At 64.7% G+C, this 19,341-nt stretch carries 17 protein-coding genes and 2 tRNA genes; 9 read left to right on the plus strand and 10 right to left on the minus strand.

The window, feature by feature from the left end; all coding sequences use genetic code 11:
• Nucleotides 1-66 precede the first annotated feature (66 nt).
• From ASB57_RS01955 to ASB57_RS01970, 4 genes are all read left to right on the plus strand, one after another.
• Nucleotides 67-1,017: a tripartite tricarboxylate transporter substrate binding protein gene (locus ASB57_RS01955; protein WP_057650096.1), complete on the plus strand. Its 951-nt coding sequence runs from the start codon at nucleotides 67-69 to the stop codon at nucleotides 1,015-1,017.
• A 65-nt stretch (nucleotides 1,018-1,082) separates the two neighbouring features.
• Nucleotides 1,083-1,661 carry an amino acid synthesis family protein gene (locus ASB57_RS01960; protein ID WP_057650098.1) on the plus strand — a complete coding sequence of 193 codons (579 nt, stop codon included), beginning with the start codon at nucleotides 1,083-1,085 and terminating at the stop codon, nucleotides 1,659-1,661.
• A 98-nt stretch (nucleotides 1,662-1,759) separates the two neighbouring features.
• Nucleotides 1,760-2,746 (plus strand): tripartite tricarboxylate transporter substrate binding protein, encoded by a 987-nt coding sequence (locus tag ASB57_RS01965; protein ID WP_057650100.1) that lies wholly within the window; start codon nucleotides 1,760-1,762, stop codon nucleotides 2,744-2,746.
• A 237-nt stretch (nucleotides 2,747-2,983) separates the two neighbouring features.
• Complete coding sequence (locus tag ASB57_RS01970; RefSeq protein WP_057650102.1) at nucleotides 2,984-3,937, plus strand: 2-hydroxyacid dehydrogenase; 954 nt, start codon at nucleotides 2,984-2,986, stop codon at nucleotides 3,935-3,937.
• Nucleotides 3,938-3,986: 49 nt separating this feature from the next.
• On the opposite strand, the gene ASB57_RS01975 is transcribed toward ASB57_RS01970, so the two are convergent.
• From ASB57_RS01975 to radC, 4 genes are all read right to left on the minus strand, one after another.
• On the minus strand, nucleotides 3,987-5,414 hold the full coding sequence (locus tag ASB57_RS01975) for an MATE family efflux transporter (RefSeq protein WP_057650103.1): 1,428 nt from the start codon (nucleotides 5,412-5,414) through the stop codon (nucleotides 3,987-3,989).
• Nucleotides 5,411-7,144, minus strand: a complete 1,734-nt coding sequence (locus ASB57_RS01980) for a glycosyltransferase family 39 protein (RefSeq protein WP_057650106.1) — start codon at nucleotides 7,142-7,144, stop codon at nucleotides 5,411-5,413. Before ASB57_RS01980 ends, ASB57_RS01975 begins: the two co-directional genes overlap by 4 nt.
• Nucleotides 7,145-7,263: 119 nt before the next feature.
• Entirely contained in the window at nucleotides 7,264-7,548 is a 285-nt protein-coding gene (locus tag ASB57_RS01985; protein WP_057650108.1) for a type B 50S ribosomal protein L31, read from the minus strand.
• A 206-nt stretch (nucleotides 7,549-7,754) separates the two neighbouring features.
• Nucleotides 7,755-8,432 carry a DNA repair protein RadC gene (gene radC / locus ASB57_RS01990; protein ID WP_057650110.1) on the minus strand — a complete coding sequence of 226 codons (678 nt, stop codon included), beginning with the start codon at nucleotides 8,430-8,432 and terminating at the stop codon, nucleotides 7,755-7,757.
• Nucleotides 8,433-8,582: 150 nt separating this feature from the next.
• On the opposite strand from radC, the gene ASB57_RS01995 reads away from it, so the two are divergent.
• Genes ASB57_RS01995 through ASB57_RS02005 form a run of 3 tightly spaced genes read left to right on the plus strand, consistent with a single transcriptional unit; the run spans nucleotide 8,583 to nucleotide 10,623 of the window.
• Nucleotides 8,583-9,059: a peptidylprolyl isomerase gene (locus ASB57_RS01995; RefSeq protein WP_057650112.1), complete on the plus strand. Its 477-nt coding sequence runs from the start codon at nucleotides 8,583-8,585 to the stop codon at nucleotides 9,057-9,059.
• Entirely contained in the window at nucleotides 9,059-10,045 is a 987-nt protein-coding gene (ispH, locus tag ASB57_RS02000; RefSeq protein ID WP_057650114.1) for a 4-hydroxy-3-methylbut-2-enyl diphosphate reductase, read from the plus strand. The genes ASB57_RS01995 and ispH overlap by 1 nt, the downstream gene beginning before the upstream one ends.
• 59 nt (nucleotides 10,046-10,104) lie before the next feature.
• Nucleotides 10,105-10,623, plus strand: coding sequence for a DUF1993 family protein (locus ASB57_RS02005; RefSeq protein WP_057655848.1), 519 nt, complete (start codon nucleotides 10,105-10,107; stop codon nucleotides 10,621-10,623).
• Between the two features lie 82 nt (nucleotides 10,624-10,705).
• On the opposite strand, the gene ASB57_RS02010 is transcribed toward ASB57_RS02005, so the two are convergent.
• The 4 genes from ASB57_RS02010 to ASB57_RS02025 form a co-directional block, all read right to left on the minus strand.
• Nucleotides 10,706-11,386, minus strand: a complete 681-nt coding sequence (locus ASB57_RS02010; RefSeq protein WP_057650116.1) for a Fe2+-dependent dioxygenase — start codon at nucleotides 11,384-11,386, stop codon at nucleotides 10,706-10,708.
• A 2-nt stretch (nucleotides 11,387-11,388) separates the two neighbouring features.
• The gene (locus ASB57_RS02015; RefSeq protein WP_057650117.1) at nucleotides 11,389-13,749 is read right to left on the minus strand and encodes a TonB-dependent siderophore receptor; all 2,361 of its coding nucleotides are present in this window, start codon (nucleotides 13,747-13,749) and stop codon (nucleotides 11,389-11,391) included.
• Between the two features lie 381 nt (nucleotides 13,750-14,130).
• Nucleotides 14,131-15,684 carry a galactarate dehydratase gene (gene garD / locus ASB57_RS02020; protein WP_057650119.1) on the minus strand — a complete coding sequence of 518 codons (1,554 nt, stop codon included), beginning with the start codon at nucleotides 15,682-15,684 and terminating at the stop codon, nucleotides 14,131-14,133.
• Nucleotides 15,685-15,931: 247 nt separating this feature from the next.
• Nucleotides 15,932-16,675 carry a GntR family transcriptional regulator gene (locus tag ASB57_RS02025; RefSeq protein WP_057650121.1) on the minus strand — a complete coding sequence of 248 codons (744 nt, stop codon included), beginning with the start codon at nucleotides 16,673-16,675 and terminating at the stop codon, nucleotides 15,932-15,934.
• Between the two features lie 309 nt (nucleotides 16,676-16,984).
• Here ASB57_RS02025 and ASB57_RS02030 point away from each other — a divergent pair.
• Nucleotides 16,985-17,060 (plus strand) — tRNA-Thr (locus ASB57_RS02030).
• A 125-nt stretch (nucleotides 17,061-17,185) separates the two neighbouring features.
• Here ASB57_RS02030 and ASB57_RS02035 read toward each other — a convergent pair.
• Entirely contained in the window at nucleotides 17,186-17,626 is a 441-nt protein-coding gene (locus ASB57_RS02035; protein WP_057650123.1) for a helix-turn-helix domain-containing protein, read from the minus strand.
• 305 nt (nucleotides 17,627-17,931) lie between these two features.
• Nucleotides 17,932-18,007: transfer RNA gene (locus ASB57_RS02040), tRNA-Asn, on the minus strand.
• Between the two features lie 320 nt (nucleotides 18,008-18,327).
• On the opposite strand from ASB57_RS02040, the gene ASB57_RS02045 reads away from it, so the two are divergent.
• The gene (locus ASB57_RS02045; protein WP_057650125.1) at nucleotides 18,328-19,305 is read left to right on the plus strand and encodes a tripartite tricarboxylate transporter substrate binding protein; all 978 of its coding nucleotides are present in this window, start codon (nucleotides 18,328-18,330) and stop codon (nucleotides 19,303-19,305) included.
• Nucleotides 19,306-19,341: the final 36 nt, after the last annotated feature.

Raw genomic sequence — 19,341 nt, forward strand, 5'->3', positions numbered from 1 at the left:
TGGCAGGCCGGACGCGGACGGGACGCCGCGCCGGCCGCCCCATCAAAATAAAAAAAGGAGACATCGATGTTGCGACAAATCGCGGCGGCGCTGCTTTGCGTGGTGCCCATGCTGGCCGTTGCGGCCTATCCGGACAAGCCGGTGCGCCTGGTCGTGCCTTTCCCGCCCGGCAGCATCACCGACGTGGTGGCGCGCAGCCTGGCGCAGGGCCTGAACCAGGAATTGAAGCAGTCCATCATCGTGGAGAACCGGGCGGGTGCCAATGGGCTGGTGGGCACGGGCTCGGCGGCCCGTTCCGAACCCGATGGGTACACCTTGTTCATGGTCGGTGTGAGCACGGGCGCCAGCAATGTCAGCGCGTTCCGCTCCTTGCCCTATGACCCCCGCAAGGACTTCGCGCCGATCGGCCTGGTGGCGGAAGCGCCGTTCATGCTGGTGACCCGCGCCGACCTGCCGGTGAAGGACGTGCAGGGCCTGGTGAAGTACGCCAAGGCCCACCCGGGCAAGCTGACTTATGGCTACGGCTCGGGCAGCGCGCAGCTGTGCGCCGCGCAGGTGGTGGCCATGGGCGACTTCCAGGCCACGCCGGTGGCCTATCGTGGCGTGCCGCAGGCCATGACGGACCTGATGGGCGGCACCATCGATTTCACCATCGCCGACATGGTCAATGGCCTGCAGCAGTCGCGCGCGGGCCGCGTGACCGCGCTGGGTGTCACCAGCAAGGCCCGCTCGCCGCTGGCGCCGGAGTTGCCGTCGCTGTCCGAGGCGGGACTGACCGGCTACGACCTCACCGTGTGGTTCGGTATGGCCGCGCCGGCGGGCACGCCCGACGCGATCGTGCAGCGGCTCAATGCGGCCTTGAAGCATGCGCTGGCCGCGCCTGCCTTGCGCGAGCAGTTCACGTCGAATGGACTGACCGTGCGCTATTCGTCGGCGCCCGAGTTCAAAGGTGTCATCGATAGCGAAATAGACAAGTGGGGCAAGATTTTCGCGGACGCGAAATTGACGCCGCAATGATCGTGCGCCCCTGCACTTACCTCTGAAGCTTTGCTTCCCTTTTCAATCTACTGGAGACCGACACGATGCCCGTGGAAATCCGCAAGAAGCTGTTGACCGTTGAATCGATCTATCACGAAGGCGGCCCGCCGCGCAGCGAGCCGATCAAGATGGCCTGCATCGCCGTGGTGCTGAAGAATCCCTACGCGGGCCGCTACGTAGAGGACCTGTCGGGGCTGGTGGAGGACGCCAAGGTGCTGGCCAAGGCCATCGTGCCCGAACTGCTGGCTGCGGTGGGCGGGCCGGACAAGGTGCAGGCTTACGGCAAGGGAGCGATCGTCGGCCTGGATGGCGAACTGGAACATGGCGCCATCTGGCACGAGGCCGGCGGCTGGTCGATGAGGGCGGAACTGCCCCAGGCCAAGTCGATCGTGCCGGCGGCCAAGGTGGTGGCCGCGGCCGGGACGCGTCTGCAGATTCCCTTGCATCACATCGAAGCGGCCTACGTGCGCAGCCATTTCACCACCATGGATGTGGGCGCCATCGATAGTCCCCGGGCCAATGAGTTGCTTTACGCACTGGTCGTGTCGACCGGCACGCGCGTTCATGAACGGCTGGGTGGGCTGCGCGCCGACAAGATCAGCGTGGGTGACGGGCAGCGTTGATGCGGCAAGCCTGCGCCGGGACGGCATCGTCGCGGCGCGGGATCATCGATTTTTATCCCTGATAGAGCGAACGTCGATAGTTCGCCGGAGGAGACAGCATGACAACCCGATACGTGGCGGCTTGCGCGGCCTTGTTCTGTTCATTGACGCTGCTTGGGGCCGCGCAGGCGGCCGCGGCCGACAGCGGCGGTGGCTGGCCGGCGCGGCCGGTGACGCTGGTGGTGCCTTTGGCGCCTGGAGGCAGTACCGATTCGACCGCGCGCCTGCTGGCGCAGCGCCTGCCGCATTATCTGGGCCAGCCGGTGGTGGTGGAAAACCGCGCCGGCGCGGGCGGGAATGTGGGCGCGGATCATGTGGCCAAGTCGGCCGCCGATGGTTATACGTTTTTGTTCTCGACCACCACGTTGATCGCCAACGTGACGCTGTACGCGAACATGCCCTTGAACGTGCAGAAGGATTTGCAGCCGGTGTCGCGGGTGTCCTTGATTCCCAATGTGCTGATGGTCAATACCAAGCTGCCCGTGACGTCGTTGAAGTCTTTCATCGAGTATGCGCGGGACAGCAAGACGCCGGTGTATTACGGGTCGGCGGGCAATGGCACGTCGCAGCATCTGTCCGGTTCCCTGTTCAACGAGATGGCGCATCTGAGCATGCATCACGTGCCTTACAAGGGTGGAGCGCCGGCCAATATGGATCTGTTGTCGGGGCAGATCCAGGCGGTGTTCTCGCCGCTTGTGGAAGTGCTGCCCTTCATCGACAGCGGCAAGCTGCGGCCGCTGGCGGTGACGACGGCGCAGCGTTCCCCGCGGCTGCCGGACGTGCCGGCGGTGGCGGAGAGCCTGCCGGGGTATGAGATCGTGCTGTGGAACGGTGTATGGGCGCCGGCCGGGACGCCGGGTCCCGTCGTCGACAAGATGAACAAGGCCATCAACGCCGTGCTCGCCGAAGCGGCGGTCAAGAAAACCCTGGCCGACCAGGGTTCGACCCCCGCCGGCGACAGCCCCGCCGCGTTCAGCAAGCTGGTCGATGCCGAGATCATCAAATGGGGTAACCTGGTCCGCGCCTCCGGAGCGAAGGTGGAGTAATTGACTTGTGGCCTGCGGCCTATCGTCTATTGCCTTTGGCCTGCGGTCCGCTGCCTATGGCCTGCGGCCTCCGCCCCGCGGCGCGGCGCGGCGCGCCGCGCTACACCGGCGCGGCGCACCGGCACAGCGGCGCCCCGGCGGCAATAGCCGCCCGGGGTAGCATCCCAACTCCAGGCGGCCGCCAGGCCGCCTGGATAATCCCCCCGCTACGGGGCAATAGAAGGAATCGAGACAAGCATGAAACCCGTATTACTCGTGCTGGTGTTCCTGTCGGAAGAACACCGCGCCCTGGTCGCCGAACGCTTCGACATGATCTACGCCCCCAACGCCCAACTGGGCGCCGACCGTAGCAACGGCGACGCGCAGATCACCGCCCGGGGACATGAGATCGAGGTCGTCCTCACCAACGGCACCAACGGCCTGCTCGCCAGCGAAATCAACCGCCTGCCCAAGCTGCGCCTGATTTCCACCGTGGGCGTGGGCTACGAAAATGTCGCCGTGGCACGTGCCCGCGAACTGGGCATCCCCGTGTCCAACGCCGCCGGCACCAACGACGACGCCGTCGCCGATCACGCCATGATGCTGCTGCTGGCGGCCGTGCGCCGCCTGCCTTTCCTGAACGCCGGCGTGCGCAACGGCCTGTGGCGCGACGACATCCCGCGTCCGCCGCAGGCCTCGTTCCGAAGACTGGGCATCCTGGGAATGGGCGCCATCGGCAAGAAGGTCGCCCGGCGCGCGCTCGGCTTCAATATGGAAATCGGTTATCACAACCGCAGCCGCCGTGACGACGTCGACTTCACGTATTTCGAAGACCTGACCAGCCTGGCCACGTGGGCCGATTTCCTGGTGGTGGCCGCGCCGGGCGGCGCGGCGACGTACCACATCATCAATCGCGCGATCCTCGACGCGCTGGGACCGCAGGGTGTGCTGGTCAACATCGCGCGCGGCACGCTGGTGGATACGGAAGCCGTGGCCGACGCCTTACGCGAAGGCCGCCTGCATGCCGCCGCCCTGGACGTCTACGAGAACGAACCGACCCCGCCCGCGGCGCTGCTCGAATTCGATAACGCTGTGCTGACCCCGCATATCGCGGGCATCTCGCCGCAGGCGATCGACGCGTCCGTGCGCAAGTTCCTGGAAAACGCCGAGTGCTTTTTCGCCGGCAAACCGCTTGTCACGCCGGTGTACTGAGCCGGCGTAGCAGGCCAGCCTGGCGCGCGATGACAACAAGGCCATGGCATCACGCCGTGGCGCTTTCCGCGTCCGCGCCGCGCAGATTGCGGCGCACGATGTGCCAATACCAGGCATGCAGCAGCGCGGCCGACAAACCCAGCCCGACCATGGCCATCAGCCACATGGTGCCGGCGCCGCGCGGCGAGCCGGGGATCAGCACATCGCGCAGCCAGTCCAGGCCGCCCGCGCCGGGGCCGAAACCCAGCCACCAGCCGCCGATCAGGCCTACCAGTCCAAGCGCCACCACCTGCAGCAGCAGCGGCACCACCGCCACCTTGTAGGCGCGCAGCAGATAGCTGTTGATGCACTGCATGGCATCGAACAGGTGAAACAGGGGGATGACATACAGCAGGCTGGCCGCCACGGCGGCCACTTGCGCATTGTCGGTGTAGGCCGCGATGATCAGCGGCTGTCCCGTCCACAGCACCAGCGCGGTCAGCAACGCGCCGATCACGCCCAACACCAGGCCCGCCAGCCCGGTGCGATGCGCCAGATGGGGCTGGCGCGCGCCGATGGCCTGCGCTGTCAGCGCGGCGGTGGCTACGCCCAGAGCCATCGGCATCATGTAGCAGAGGGCCGCCAGGTTGGACATGATCTGATGCCCGCCGCTGACCAGCGTGCCTTCGCGCGCGACCAGCAGGGCCATGAAGGTGAACGCGCAGACTTCGACCAGGTAGGAGCCGCCCATGGGCAGGCCCAGGCGCAGCAGTTCCTTCAGCGGCGCCCAGCGCGGGCGTCCCAGGCACAGATGGAAACGGGCGTAATAGCGATCGGCGTGCAGCACCCACAGGCCCGCCCCCAGGCTGATCCAGGACACGATGGCGCTGGCCAGGCCGGCGCCGGTGGCGCCCATGGGCGGCAGACCCAGCTTGCCGTAGATCAGCACCCAGTTGAGCAGGGCTTTCAACGCCACGCCGGCCAGGTTGATGGCCATCACCAGCTTGGGCCGCGACACCGCGGTGCCCAGGGCGTAAATGGTGCGGAAGATCAATGCCGCGGGCAAGGCCAGCACCAGGGCCTGCAGATAGGAAGCGATGCGCTCGCGCACGGGCGGCGCGACGTCGCCTGACAGCGACAGCCACATGTCCGGGAACAGCATCAACGCGGCGCCCACCACGGACAAGCCCAGGGCCAGCCAGATGCCCTGGCCCCACGTGCTGCCGACCTCACGCAGGCGGCCGGCGCCGTAATGCTGGGCCAGGATGGGAATCAAGGCGTGCACCACGCCCATCAAGCCGACGAACACGGTGATGTAGACGGACGCGGAAAGCGACATCGCGGCCAGGTCGTCCGGGCTGGAGTGCCCCGTCATGGCAGTGTCGAGCACACCGAAAGCGATGCCCGCCCACTGGCTGATCAAGACCGGCCAGGCCTGGCGCGCGATGGCGCGCAGCGCCGCCCCGAAAGAGGCGGTGGGCGCTACGGATGTGGTCATCGGGGGCCGGGCAGGGGAGGGACGCGCAGCAGGCGGAAGACTTCCGTGCGGTCCGCAAGGCGGCCGCCCGTCCAAAGCACTTCGGCGCCATCGCTGTAGGCGGCGGTGCCGTCCTTCAGGCTGTTGCGGGTGGTCTGCTGCAGCACCACCGTGCACCGGCTGTCATAGGGGAAATTGAGGTTGTCGAAGACCAGGAAGGACGCGCGTTGGCCATTGCCCAGGCCCAGGCCGCGCACGCATTCGCCGGGACGAACGTTCTGCGCGATGACGCCAGCCAGCTCATGCGACGCCACCCGATAGCTGCGCGCGTAGTCCACCGGCGGTTGCCACAGCAGCACCAGCAGGATCCAGGTCGACGCCAGCCCGGCCGCGGACATCACGGTGCCGCGCCATAAGGCGGTGGGCCGTACCCGCAAGCGCCAGACGAGCATGGCGACCCAACCGGCCGTCACGAGCAGGCCAAGCAGGGTGGCCGGCCAGGAGATTTCCGGCACGTAGCCCGTGGTCTGGCGGGCGATGTTGTGGGCGATCTTGGACGGGATGCCGAAGTTCAACGCCACCCATCCCAGCCACACCGTGGCGGCGGTCAGCGAGAAACACATCACCGCGAACCAGTCCAGCGTATTGACGACGGCGCGGCGCAGGGTCGGCAGCGAGAAAGCCGCCAGTACCGCGCAGGGCACCGCCAACATCACGAACTCGGACTCGCTGGGTTCATCGATGGCGATCAGCAGGAGGATCGCGCAGATCATCTGGCAGAACGGCAGCCACACGTGGGGCGAGAAGCACCAGGCGCGCCAGCGCCACAACGCCAGCAAGGCCAGCGGCCAGGTCGGCCACAGGTACCACGGCAGGTCGCGCAGGGTGCGCAACATGTCGGCCGCGTCGGGCCAGTCGAAATTATTCAGGTTCCACAACTTCCAGTTGCGGATCCAGTAGTCGCTGGCGTGCGTGGCGGGTATCCACCACGCCACGATCAGCAGGGTGGTCACGATGACCACCAGGGGCAACCAGCGCCGCTGCGCCCAGAGCGCGCTGCGCGGGTAAAAGGAGATCAGCGCGGCCAGCATGACCGGCGCGCCGCCGACCCAGCCGCGCGTGAGGAAGCAGGCGGCCAGCGACACGGACAGCGTCAGGGCGCCCGTCACCGGGCGATCCAGCATGCGCGCCAGGGAGTAGAACACCGCGGCCTGGCCGGCGATGATGGCGGGGATTTCAGAGGTCTCGTGGACCCGCTGCAAAATGCCGACCGTGGCCAGGAACAGCAGCAGGGCCGCGTCGGCCAGCATGCGGCCATAGTCGCGCACCGTCGGTTCGCCGCCGAAGGGCAGCGCCAGCGGCTGCGCTTCAGCCCGGCGGCCCAGCAAATAGGTGCCGTACCACACGCTGCAGGTCGTGATGGCGAACCACAGCAGATTGGGCAGGCGGCCGGCGGAGATGTCGCCGATCCAGGGGCCGAACAGGCGTACCGCGCCCGCGCCCACCCAGGTGATCAGCGGGCCTTCCTCGGCATGCGCCAGGTGGCCGACCTGCGGCAGCAGCCATGCGCCGTCGCGTACCGCCGTCAACATGGTGGCCAGGCCGACGACGTCGTCCGTTTTCCACGGGTCCCGCATGAACAGGCCCGCGACGATGTAAGCCAGCGCCAGGACGATGAGTACCAGGCGCGGCAGCTTGACGGTGGCGGTGGCGGTCAGCCGTGCCGGGGTGGTTCGTGATATCGGTGACACGTACGTAATTTACCGGATAGTCGCGTGGTCTGGCCCCACGAAAGGAACACCGTTGCGGGTCTGGCGGAAAAAAAAAGCAGCCCGCAGGCTGCTTTTTTCGCGCGTGCGCTTTGCCGTTATCAGGCAGCAGCGGGCTTGGAGGCGCCGGTGGCACGGGCGAAACGGGCACGGAATTTTTCCACGCGGCCGGTTTCGACGATGCGGGTTTGCGCGCCGGTGTAGAACGGATGCGAATCCGACGTCACGTCGCACTTGTACAGCGGATACGTCTTTTCTTCGCCCTTGTCGTTCTTGACCGTGATGGTTTCACGGGTGTTGATCGTCGAGCTGATGATGTATTGCTTTTGGGTCTGGACGTCCAGGAACACCACTTCGCGGTAGTCGGGGTGAGTATTCTCTTTCATTTCTTCCTCAGGGGTTGGGCGGGTCGCCAGCCGGCGCTGCTGCCTTGCGCTTGCCTGCCGTTGTCTGCTTCCCATCCGGACGCTTCTCAGCGGAGTCGCGTCTGACCTTGTTCAGGTCTGACAGGCGGGATGGCGGAGACGGCAAGGGCCACGTATCCAAAAAGTAACTCACGATTCTATCCCGAATCGATCCCCCAAAGCAAGGCCTATCCCAGCTTGCCGTGTTCCGCGAGAGACAGTACCGTCCCGCCGGCCACGATCAGGTGGTCCACCAGGCGGACTTCCACCAGGGCCAGCGCGCGCCTGATGTGGCGGGTCAGGCGCAGGTCCGCCTCGGAGGGCTCGGCCCGGCCGGAGGGGTGATTATGGGTCAGGATCAGCGCCGCCGCGTGATGGCGCAGGGCGTCCCGCACGATTTCGCGGGGATAGACCGCGGCCTTGGTCAGGGTGCCGCGCGCCACTTCCCCGGTGGCGATCAGGCGCAGGCCATTATCCAGATACAGGGCCAGGCAGTGCTCTATTCTGCGGTCCCCCAACAGGGCCACGCAATATTGCTTGACCAGGTCCGGCTGGTCCAGGGCGCGCCCGTGCGCAAGTTCTTCGTGGATGGCGCGGCGGGCCAATTCCAGGACACTGAGCAGTTGGCAGGTCTTGGCGCTGCCCACGCCAGGGGTGGCGCGCAGGGTGGCGGGCGCCGCCGCCAGCAGGCCGCGCAGGCCGCCGTGATGCTGGATGATCTGTTGCGCGAGCGCCAGCACGGGGCGGCCCGGCAGGCCAGTGCAGAGCACCACCGCCAGCAGCTCGGCGTCGCTGAGCGCGGCGGGGCCCAGGCGCAACAGGCGCTCGCGCGGCCGGTCCGGGGGAGGCTCCAGGTTCGTGGTCATGATCTTGGCGGTAGCTTGGCTGTAGAGAGTAGGGAGGATCCGGGCGGGGCGCCGGGGGCAATCTGGAGTCTGAAAAAGCGCCTGCAAAAAAAGCATTCCAATAAAGCTTTAAAATCACGGTTTTGCTTTTCGCCATTACGGTGACAGACCTTGAGCGCCGCAGCTGACTCCACGCAAGTTTTTGTCCGTCCGGATTCCTACCTGACCCTGCACTACCGCATCGTGCTGGCGTCCGGCCCGGCCGCGGGCTCCACCTTCGCCGATACCTTCACGGGTCGGCCCGCCACCCTGCAGATGGGCATGGGCCAATGGGCGCCGGGTATGGAAGCTGCCCTGGTGGGCCAGGCTGAAGGCAATGTCTTCAGCATCACGCTGGCCCCGGCCGATGCCTATGGCGATCGCAACCCGGATCTGATCCAGCGGGTGACGCGCGCCATGCTGGACGAGCATGCCGGCGCCGACGCCACCTTCGAGCCTGGCGACCTGGTCGAGTTCAAGGCGCCCAACGGCGGCCGCTACTCCGGCGTGCTCAAGAGCCTGGACGACACGGGGGCCGTCTTCGATTTCAATCACCCGCTGGCCGGCACGGCCTTGCGCCTGGACGTCGACATCCTGGGGGTGTTGTGATGCCCGCCACCCTCACCATGGTCACCGCGCTGGACGCCGAGGTCCTGCTGGCGCAGCCGCGCGGTTTCTGCGCGGGTGTCGATCGCGCCATCGACATCGTCGAGCGTGCCCTGGAATTGCACGGCGCGCCCATCTATGTGCGCCACGAGATCGTCCACAACCGTTATGTGGTGGAAGACCTGCGCAACAAGGGTGCGATCTTCATCGACGAACTGGAAGATGCGCCGGCGGGCGCCATCGTGGTGTTTTCCGCGCACGGCGTCTCCAAGGCCGTGCGGGCTGAAGCCGACGAACGCGGCCTGCGCATCTTCGACGCCACGTGTCCGCTGGTGACCAAGGTGCACGTGGAAGTCGCGCGCATGCGCAGCGCGGGCCGTGAAGTGGTGATGATCGGCCACAAGGGCCATCCGGAAGTCGAAGGAACCCTGGGCCAGGCCGCCGGCGGCATGTACCTGGTGGAGACGGTCGAGGATGTGGCCGCGCTGGCGGTCGAGAACCCCGATAATCTGGCCTACGTAACGCAGACCACGCTGTCGGTCGATGACGCCGCCGTGGTCGCCAGCGCCTTGAAGGCGCGCTTTCCGACCATCGTCGAACCGCGCAAGAGCGATATCTGCTACGCCACGCAGAATCGCCAGGACGCCGTCAAGGTGATGGCGCCGGAATGCGATCTGGTGCTGGTGGTGGGCAGTCCCAACAGCTCCAATTCGAATCGCTTGAGGGAAGTCGCTGAACGCATAGGCGTGGCCGCGTATCTGGTGGACGGTGCCGACTCCATCGAGGCCGCCTGGCTGGAAGGGCGCCAGCGTATCGGCATCACGGCCGGCGCGTCGGCGCCGGAAGTGCTGGTGCAGCAGGTCATCAACCGTGTCAAGGAACTGGGCGCGGTGTCCGTGCGCACCATGCCGGGGCTGGAAGAGAACATCGCCTTCCCGCTGCCCAAGGAGTTGTCGCGCAAGCTGGCGACGGACACTGACAAGGCGTAGTATCGGGCGGGCAATCTTGGGCATATATGCTTATGCCCCAACCGATCGAGGATGCCCGCATGCCGTTGTTCCAAGTTTCCATTCCCGTCTTCCTGCGCGGCCTGAACGTGCTGGCCGAACTCTTGCGCAAGGGCGAAGCCCATGCGCAAGCGCAAAACGTGCCCGCCGACCAGCTGCTGCAGGCCAGGCTCGCGCCGGACATGTTCAACCTGGTGCGCCAGGTGCAGTCGGCCAGCGATGCGGCCAAGGCCGGCGCCGCGCGTCTGGCCGGCATGGCCGTGCCGTCCATGGCCGACACCGAGACCACGTTCGCCGAGCTGCAGGAACGCATCGCCAAGACGGTGCGCTTTCTTGAAACCGTGTCCGAAGACGACGTCAACGCCGACATGGAGCGTGCGATCGAATTCAAGGTGGGTCCCTATGCCGTGCGGTTCACGCCCGTGCCTTACCTGACCACTTTCGTGCTGCCGAACTTCTACTTCCACGTCACCACGGCGTACGACATCCTGCGCAATCAGGGCGTGCCCCTGGGCAAGCTGGACTATCTGGGCGATATGTCTTTCGCCATGCAGGCTTGAGCGATATCCGCGACGCCTGCTCCGGCAGGTAGCGCTGGCGGCCGGCGTCATGCCGGCCGCGGCGCCGTTCCCGGACCCGCACCTATACGTCGCTCCATCTGCGCAGCAGGTTGTGATAACACCCAGTCAGCTGGACCAGCGCGTCCGGGTTGGCCTGGTCCCAGGTCAGCAGCTGGATGGCCACGTCCATGTCCAGCAGCAGATTGCGCTGGCTGTCTTCGCGCACCAGGCTCTCGACCCAGAAAAACGACGCAATGCGTTCCCCGCGGGTGACGGGTTCCACCTTGTGCACGCTCGATCCCGGATACAGCACCAGATGGCCCGCCGGCAGCTTGACGCGGTGTTCGCCGTAGGTGTCGCGCACCACCAGTTCGCCACCGTCATAGCTGTCGGGATCGGACAGGAACAAAGTGGCGGAAAGATCGGTGCGCACCCGCTCCCGCACGTTCTTGATGCCGCGCACCGCATTGTCGACGTGGAAGCCGAACGACTCGCCCTGCCCATAGCGGTTGAACAGGGGCGGATAAAAGCGGCGCGGTAAGGCCGCCGACATGAAGACCGGATCCTGGGCCACGCGGCGCACGATTTCATCACCGATCTGGCGGCCGAGCGGATCGTCGCCGTCAAGCTGGCGATTCTCCTTGACCTCGCGCGACTGCGTGCCGGCCGTTTCCTTGCCATCGACCCAGTTGGCGGCAAGCAGGCGCTCGCGCACCTTGCGGGCCTCCTCGGTGCTGAAAATGGCGGGGATCTTGAGCATCATGATCAGAACTTCGCATCCACGGTGAACAGGACGGTGCGGCCGGCGCCCGGCACGCCGTAGATCTGATAACCGTCCAGCGACGATCCGATCTGGCTGTAGTAATACCGGTTGAACAGGTTGTTGACGTTCACGCCCACCGAAAAATGCTTGTCGATCTTGTAGCGGGCCGCGATCGAGTGGACCCAGTAGGCCGGCGCTTTCTCGTCGTCTTCCACATAGATCGGGTGCTTGCCCGCCGGGCCATCCACCGTGCTGCTGTTGTTGTTCTGTCCGCCCACGTACTTGTTGTCGGTGTAGCGCCGCTTGCCCACGTATTGCACGCCGTAGCTGAAGGACAGCTTGTCCGTGGCCGCATAGGACGCCCACAGATTGAAGGTGGCGTCGGGAACGTTCTTCGCCTCCTGTCCTTCGTTCGCGCCCTTGGTGATGCGGCTCTTCATCACGCTGACGCCGGCGAAGGCGGACAGGCGGCTGGTCAGGTTGCCGGATAAACCGATTTCGGCGCCGTGTACTTCCTTCGCCGGCAGGGATCGGACCACCGACGTGCCGTCGCCATAGTCCCATGAGTCGCTCAGTTCCGTGCGGAACACCGCGCCGGTCAGGGACAGCGAGCGGTCTTCCAGCAGGTCCCACTTCGAGCCCAGCTCATAGGTCCTGGATACGGCCGGCTTGTAGCGCGTGCTGCTGGTGGCGCCATAGATGTTGTTGTTGGTCGATGCGCCGATCGCCGAGGGCTGCGCGGCCTGGCTGTAGGACACATAGATGCTGCCGTAATCGACTGGCTTGTAGGTCAGGCCCACTTTGCCGCTCCACGCGCCGTCGCGGGTGGTGCTGGTGGCGCCGCCACTGACCTGGTCGACCGAGAAATGGTCGTAGCGCAGGGCGCCGGACACCAGCCAGTTCGGGGATAACGTGACGGTATCGCCCACGTACAGGCCGACGTCGACGACTTCGGCGTGATTACCGTCGCCGCCTTCCAGGGTCGACACACTGCCCATGTTCACGCCGCCGCCACTGCGCAGGTCGAAGAGCGGATTGGTGGCGGGCGCGTCGACCCAGCGAGCCAGATCGCCGTAGCGCTCGCGATAGACCTCCACGCCCGTGACCAGGTCGTGGCGCAGACCCGCGGTGTCGAAGTTGAGCTTGAGATTGGTCTGGTTGGCCAGGATGGTGTAGCGCTTGGACGTGCCGTAGTTGCTGCCGCGCAGGCGGGCCTGGGTCGAGCCGCTGGTGTCGTAGCCGTAGTCGCCATAGGACGCGATGCCGGAAGCGCTGGTGACCAGCGGGCCCACGCCGACATAGCCCAGCGACGTGCCGGCCGCCGAGTTGAAGCGGGCGGGCGATAGCACCGTCAAGCGGTCCGTCTGCTCCCAGCGGCTGATGTTGGTGAGGCTGGCCTGACTGCTGAAGTCGTGTTCGACGCGGACGGTGGCGCGATCCGTCTTGGTGCGGTCCTTATAGAGCCCGGGGTCCCCGTACCAGGCATTGCGCGCCACGCCGGGCATGCGTTCGCCGTTGGTGCCGCGCTGGATGGGCACGCCGCCATCGGGGATGTTGTCGTCGTATTGATGCAGGAAGTCGATGGTGACGCGCGTGGGCGTTCCCAGCCCCAGGGCCAGCGAGCCGGCCGCGCCCCAGCGGTCGTAGTCGGTCACCCGGCGCGCGGCCACGTCATTCGAGTGGCGCATCAGGTTCAGCCGGAACGCGGAGGTGTCGGACAACTGCTGGTTCAGGTCGGTCGTGTAGCGTCGATAGTTATCGGTGCCCAGGGTGGTCGACGCCTTGTAGAAGGAGCCCAGACGAGCCTGCTTGCTGACCAGGTTGACGCTGCCGCCCACGGCCGCTACGCCGGACTCGATGCTGCCAGTACCCTTGAAAACTTCGGCCGTTTCCAGGTCGAACAGGTCGTTGCGGCTGGCCATGCCGGCATCGCGCACGCCATCGACCGTGATGGATTGTTCGGCAGAGAAGCCGCGGATGGTGAACATATCGCCCCAGCCCAGGTTGCCTTCTCCGGAGGTAAAGGTGATGCCGGGCACGTTGCGCAAGACGTCCTGCAGGCTTTGGGCCTGTTGTTCCTCGAGCACCGCCTTGGGCACCACGGTGATGGATTGTGGCGTGTCCAGCAAGGGCTGAGTGAACTTGCCCGATTGCACGGTTTCGGCCTGGTAAGGCGAGGGGTTGAGCACGCCGTCGCCCTGGGTCTGGATGGGGGCCAGCGTGGTGACGCTGGCGGCGGGCGCCGCTGGCGGATTTGCTTCTTGGGCGAAGGCGTTGCTGGCGCAGGCCAGGCCGATGGCGGCACTTAGTACGCTGACCGGTGCGAAGATCGGCGCGAAGGTCGGCTTGGCGCCGGCGTTCATTCCAGGCACAGAGGTGGACCCCTCAGGGCAACCCTGGGGGTTGCCCGGTCCCCCAAGGGGACGCTGTTTAACTTGGGGCGGCCCGGCGTTAAAAAAACGCCGCGGACGGCGAGGGTGGGGTACGGCAGGCATGCGACAACGCTCCAGAATCTACTTGAAGATAGAAATGATTTCCATTCGTGAAGATTCTATGGAGGCAGAGGTCAACGTCTCGTTAAGACGGCGATCATTGTGTTGCGCCAAGGACAAACGGCGCCTGGAAAAACCAGGCGCCGCAGTCTTGGCAAATCTGGCGGGGGCACCCCGGAGCCGGCTTTGCCGGTCCGGCAGTGCCGCCCCCTTGAGGGGGCCGCGCGCAGCGCGGTAGGGGGTGGGCTTTCCTTAGGTCACGGGGGCCGGGTTGAAGAGGGCAAGGGCATTGTGCAGCCCCAACGCTTCGGCCCGTGACTTCTTGCGGCCGCTGGCGACGTCCAGCATGTAGTTGAACAACTCCCAGCCCACATCGGCGATGGTGGCCTGGCCGGTGGCGATGCTGCCGGCGTTGACATCCATCAGGTCGAACCAGCGGCGCGCCAGATCGTCGCGCGTCGCCACCTTGATCACCGGCACCTCGGCCAGGCCATAGGGCGTGCCGCGGCCGGTGGTGAAGATGTGCAGGTTCATGCCGGCCGCCAGTTGCAGCGTGCCGCAGATGAAGTCGCTGGCCGGCGTGGCGGTGAAAATCAGGCCTTTGGTCTTGAGTTTTTCTCCGGGCGCGAGCACCCCGGCAATCGCCGAATGTCCCGACTTGGCGATGGAGCCCATGGCCTTCTCGACGATATTGGACAGGCCGCCTTTCTTGTTGCCGGGCGAGGTGTTGGCGCTGCGGTCGGCCATGCCGCGTTGCAGATAGCGGTCGTACCAGTCCATTTCGCGGATCAGCGCTTCGGCCACTTCCGGCGTGGCCGCGCGTGCGGTGAGCTGGGCAATGCCATCACGTACTTCCGTGTTTTCCGAAAACATCACCGTGCCGCCGGCGCGTACCAGCAGGTCGCTGGCGAAGCCCACCGCGGGGTTGGCGGTGACGCCGGAGAACGCATCGCTGCCGCCGCACTGCACGCCGACCACCAGGTCGGAGACCGGACAGGTGACGCGGCGCCGCTTGTTCAGTTCTTCCAGATGGCGTTCGGCGGTCTGCATGATGTGCGTGACCATGGATTCGAAGCCGACGTGGGCTTCGTCCTGTAGGGTCACCGTGTCGACGCGATTGCCGCGGTCGAGCAGGGGGATGGTGCCCGGGGGCAGCAGACGGTCCGGTTGCAGCTTCTCGCAACCCAGGCTGACCATCATGGCGGCGCCGCCGAAGTTGGGGTTCTGGCTGATGTTGCGCAGGGTGCGGATGGGAATGATGGCGTCGGGCGCGTCGATGGCCACGCCACAGCCGTAGGTGTGTTCGATGCCCACTACGTCATCGACGTGGGGATAGCGCGGCAGCAGCTCGTTGCGGATGCGCTTGACCGCGTGCTCGACCACGCCCGACACGCATTGGACGGTGGTGGTGATCGCCAGGATGTTGCGCGTGCCCACCGACCCATCGGCGTTGCGATAGCCCTCGAAGGTATAGCCTTCCAGCGGCGGGGCGGGCGGCGGTACGCGGGTGGCGATGGGCAGGTCGTCCAGGCCCGGCGCGGCCGGCATGGTGGTCACGCGTTCGTTGACCCAGCTGCCGCGCGGCAGTTCCTGCGCGGCATAGCCGATGGTCACGTGGTAGCGAACGATGGCATCGCCGGGGGCCAGGTCGCGCAGCGCGACTTTGTGTCCTTGCGGCACATGCTCGCGCAGGACCAGGCCGTCGGGAAATTCCGTGCCGGCGGGCAGGCCGCCGTCATTGACGACGATGGCCACGTTGTCGTCGTCGTGGATGCGGATGTACAGCGGGGCGGGCTTGGCTTGCATGGGGACCTTGGTCTCCTCGGGCGGTTCGCGATATGTTTGTCATCGTACAACTTGGGGGCGGTCGCTTGCGCGATATCACCTTGAGTTGGCGCTGACAAATATAAACTGATTACGCGGCGCTTGCTTGTAAAAAGTGTGCGTCAAGGGCAAGTCTTTAGTGGTACGACAACGTACAAGTTGTCCGGCTTAGAGGAAGGTTTTTTATGGAAGAATCGCCCCCGACGGGGGCGATCCGCGCGACCGGGCGCTATTTGTTCTCGTTGCCTAAATATTCGTAGATCTCGGTGTTCACGTGCGAGACGCGCCATTCCACCGGCATGCCGTGATACGAATAGGCGACCCGTCGGATCTGCAGCAAGGGCTCGCCTTCAGGCACGTTCAACCACTGCGCATGGGCCGGCGTCGCCAGCCCCGTGCGCAGGCGCTCGTCGGTGCCGATGACGTTCACGCCGAAGGCATCCTGGTACAGGCTGTACAGCGTGCTGGGTCGATCGCGCAATTGCTGTTCGGTCATGCCGGGGAAGAGGGCTTCGGGCAGGCTGATCTCGTCCACCATGACGACATCGCCGTTGAGCGACAGCACGTTGTTGAACTCGAACACGTGGGCGCCGCTGGCCAGGCCCAGTTTTTCGCGCACGGGGGCCGACGCGCGCACGCGACGAAAGCGCATCAGCTGCGTGGTCGGATAAGCTTTCTTGCCATCCTGGCGTACGATGCGGAAGAACTTGAAAAAATGCGGGTTGCGCGTATGCGTGGCGACATAAGTGCCGCGGCCTTGATGACGCACCAGGATATTTTCCGCCGCCAGTTCATCGATGGCTTTGCGCAGTGTGCCTATCGATACGCCGAAGCGTTCCGCCAGGATTTTTTCCGGTGGAATGGCATCTCCCTGCTTCCATTCACCGTGGGCCAGTGCGGCCAACAAGGCATGCTTGATCTGTTCATACAGGGGGCTGCCCAAAGGCATGGCGGGAGAGGACAGACTATTCATAAACACCATTCCAGGACTAAGCGTGGAGTGTACCGCAAGGGTATGAATATTTATATATATGATATGAATGAATTGTCATAAGCCGCTATCCGGCATTACATAAGCGAATCGCATGTGGCTGCCTTGGATGGCGTGACTGCAGACGCGCTGAGGGGCCACCGATATCAAGCAAGTTTTTTTGGCGAAGGACTATGCGCGCTGATTTCTTGTGCTATAGTTGCGGGCTCTTATCAAGCGGACCACGACAGCGATGTCAGGACGGCGCCGCAAGATACGGGCAGGGTTTTAAACACTGATGCCAAGGTTTCAGCCGGCATAGCTCAGTTGGTAGAGCAGCGCATTCGTAATGCGAAGGTCGTAGGTTCGACTCCTATTGCCGGCACCAGAAAGTGAAAAGGGCAGCCCGAAGGGCTGCCCTTTTTGCGTCTGCGATCTGCGTTTGCAATAGCCGTTTGCGATCCCGTATCTTGATCCCCACTCCGCAGCGCGGCGTGGGTGCCGGAGCGCCTATCAGGCGCGACGTTCAGCGCGAGGCGCTGGCAACATGATGTCGATACCGGTGGACAGGGCGTAGCCTTGGCCGCGGACGGCGTGCAGAGGCAGGTCGACGCCATCGGCGGCGGCCTTCTTGCGCAGGCGGCTGATCATGACCGACAGGGCAGCGGTGTTGTAGTGATCCGATTCCAACGTGTCGTTGATGGTCTGGACCAGTTCGTCGCGCTTCATCTGTCGTGCCGGATGGCGGGCCAAGGCCAGCAGCAGGGCCCTTTCCGCATTACCTAACTGCAGTTTGCGATTATCGGGCGTTACCAGAATCCAGCCTTCTTCCGAAAGCCGCCATCCTGCTTCGACTCTTGGTTCCAATTGCAGTCGAAGGTGCTCAAGCGCGCTATTGATCATGCGCAGGCCCGCGTCGAGCTGAATTACCGTGGAGCGTAAATCAGGGGTCATACTCGTGCTCAAAATAGACTCAATAAAATTGGCGGGATCACCGCCAAGCTTTGACGCGCAAGTATGTATGTTATCTCTTAAATACAATACACCCCGTTAATTGCCTGCAACTTGTAGGGAAGTTAGGCACAAAACGTCACGGACCGGTGTTTTGATGAAATAGTGCTGCACACATGCAAGCTAAGTGCTCGAATGTTGCTCTGCAGTAAGAGAGGATAGGCTTGCGCGGAGAAATCGTCGCGCAAAGCAAAAACCGCCTTGCGGCGGTTTCTGGTGTCGGTACTTCTCTTCACAGCTTTTGTTGTTGGCTCCCCGAGCTGGGCTCGAACCAGCGACCTGCGGATTAACAGTCCGTCGCTCTACCGACTGAGCTATCGGGGACCGGCGGTGAAGAAGAGAGAATATAGCACGTATTTTTTTGAGTGCGCAAGTCCACCTGCGATTTTTTTCGATAAGAGGGCGTTTTTTTTCATCGCGACGATGTTTTGATCAGATATTGCGCAGTTTTCTTCGTGTTTGTGCAATGTTTGGGCAAACTGGGCCTATCGCTCTTGTCCTGATCGTCTCTATTCCGCCTGTTGAAAATCGAGTCTGTCGTTTCCGATCTGGTCCATCTAAGCTTTCCCTGGTCGCTGCATTTGCAAGCGCAAAAGAAAAAAGCTGTCGGGCCTGGAGCCTGGCAAGACAAAGGAGACGAGACCATGACATCAGGATGGGTGCGCAAGGCGTTGGCCTGCGCGGGCTTGGCATTGTCGGCGGGCACCGCCACTTACCCGGCCCAGGCTGCGTTCCCCGATAAACCGATACGCCTGGTCGTGCCCTTCGCCCCCGGCGGCGGGACGGACGCATTGGCTCGCGCCCTTGGCGCCGGCATGGGCAAGGTATTGAACGAGTCGGTCATCGTCGACAACAAACCGGGCGCGGGCACCATGCTGGGCACGGATTACGTGGCCAAGAGCGCGCCGGACGGCTACACCATCGACATGGCTTCGTTCGCGCATGCGGTGAATCCCAGCCTGCAACCTTCATTGCCCTATGACTATCAAACCGCGTTCGCGCCGGTGGCCCTGATCGGAACGGGTCCCAACGTGATGGTGGTGCCCGCCGATAGTCCTTTGCATAGCGTCCAGGATGTGGTCGCCGCGGCCAAGGCCAAGGGCAAGGGGCTGACCTATGCATCCCAGGGGATAGGAACGTCGGCCCATCTGGCGGGCGAATTGTTCGCCAACCTTGCCAAGGTGCCGATGACTCACGTGCCGTATCGGGGCGCGGGGCCGGCGCTCACGGATGTGCTCGGTGGCCGCATCGATGTGATGTTCGCGACCGCCAGCGCGGTGGCGTCCTTCGTGCAGAGCGGCAAACTGCGCGCCTTGGCGGTGACCAGCCCGCAGCCGTCGCCCGCATGGCCGGGTGTGCCCACTGTCGCCGCGACCTTGCCGGGTTATGCGGTGGAAAGCTGGTACGGCCTGTACGTGCCGGCCAAGACGCCCCCGGATGTCATCGAGCGACTCAACGCCGCCGCGCGCGCGGCCACGCAGTCGGAGGAACTGCGCAAGCGCATGGAATATGAAGGCCTGACCGTGCGCACCGGCGCGCCCGCCGAGCTGGATACCTATGTGCGTGGCGAGGAGGCCCGCTGGCGCAAGGTGGTCAAGGAAAACAACATCAAGCCTGAGTGAGGGCAGCGCCATATCCCTCCGATATCGCCCCTGACT

Origin of the sequence: Bordetella sp. N (assembly GCF_001433395.1) — a bacterium.
In the GTDB taxonomy this organism is placed as follows: domain Bacteria; phylum Pseudomonadota; class Gammaproteobacteria; order Burkholderiales; family Burkholderiaceae_B; genus Bordetella_C.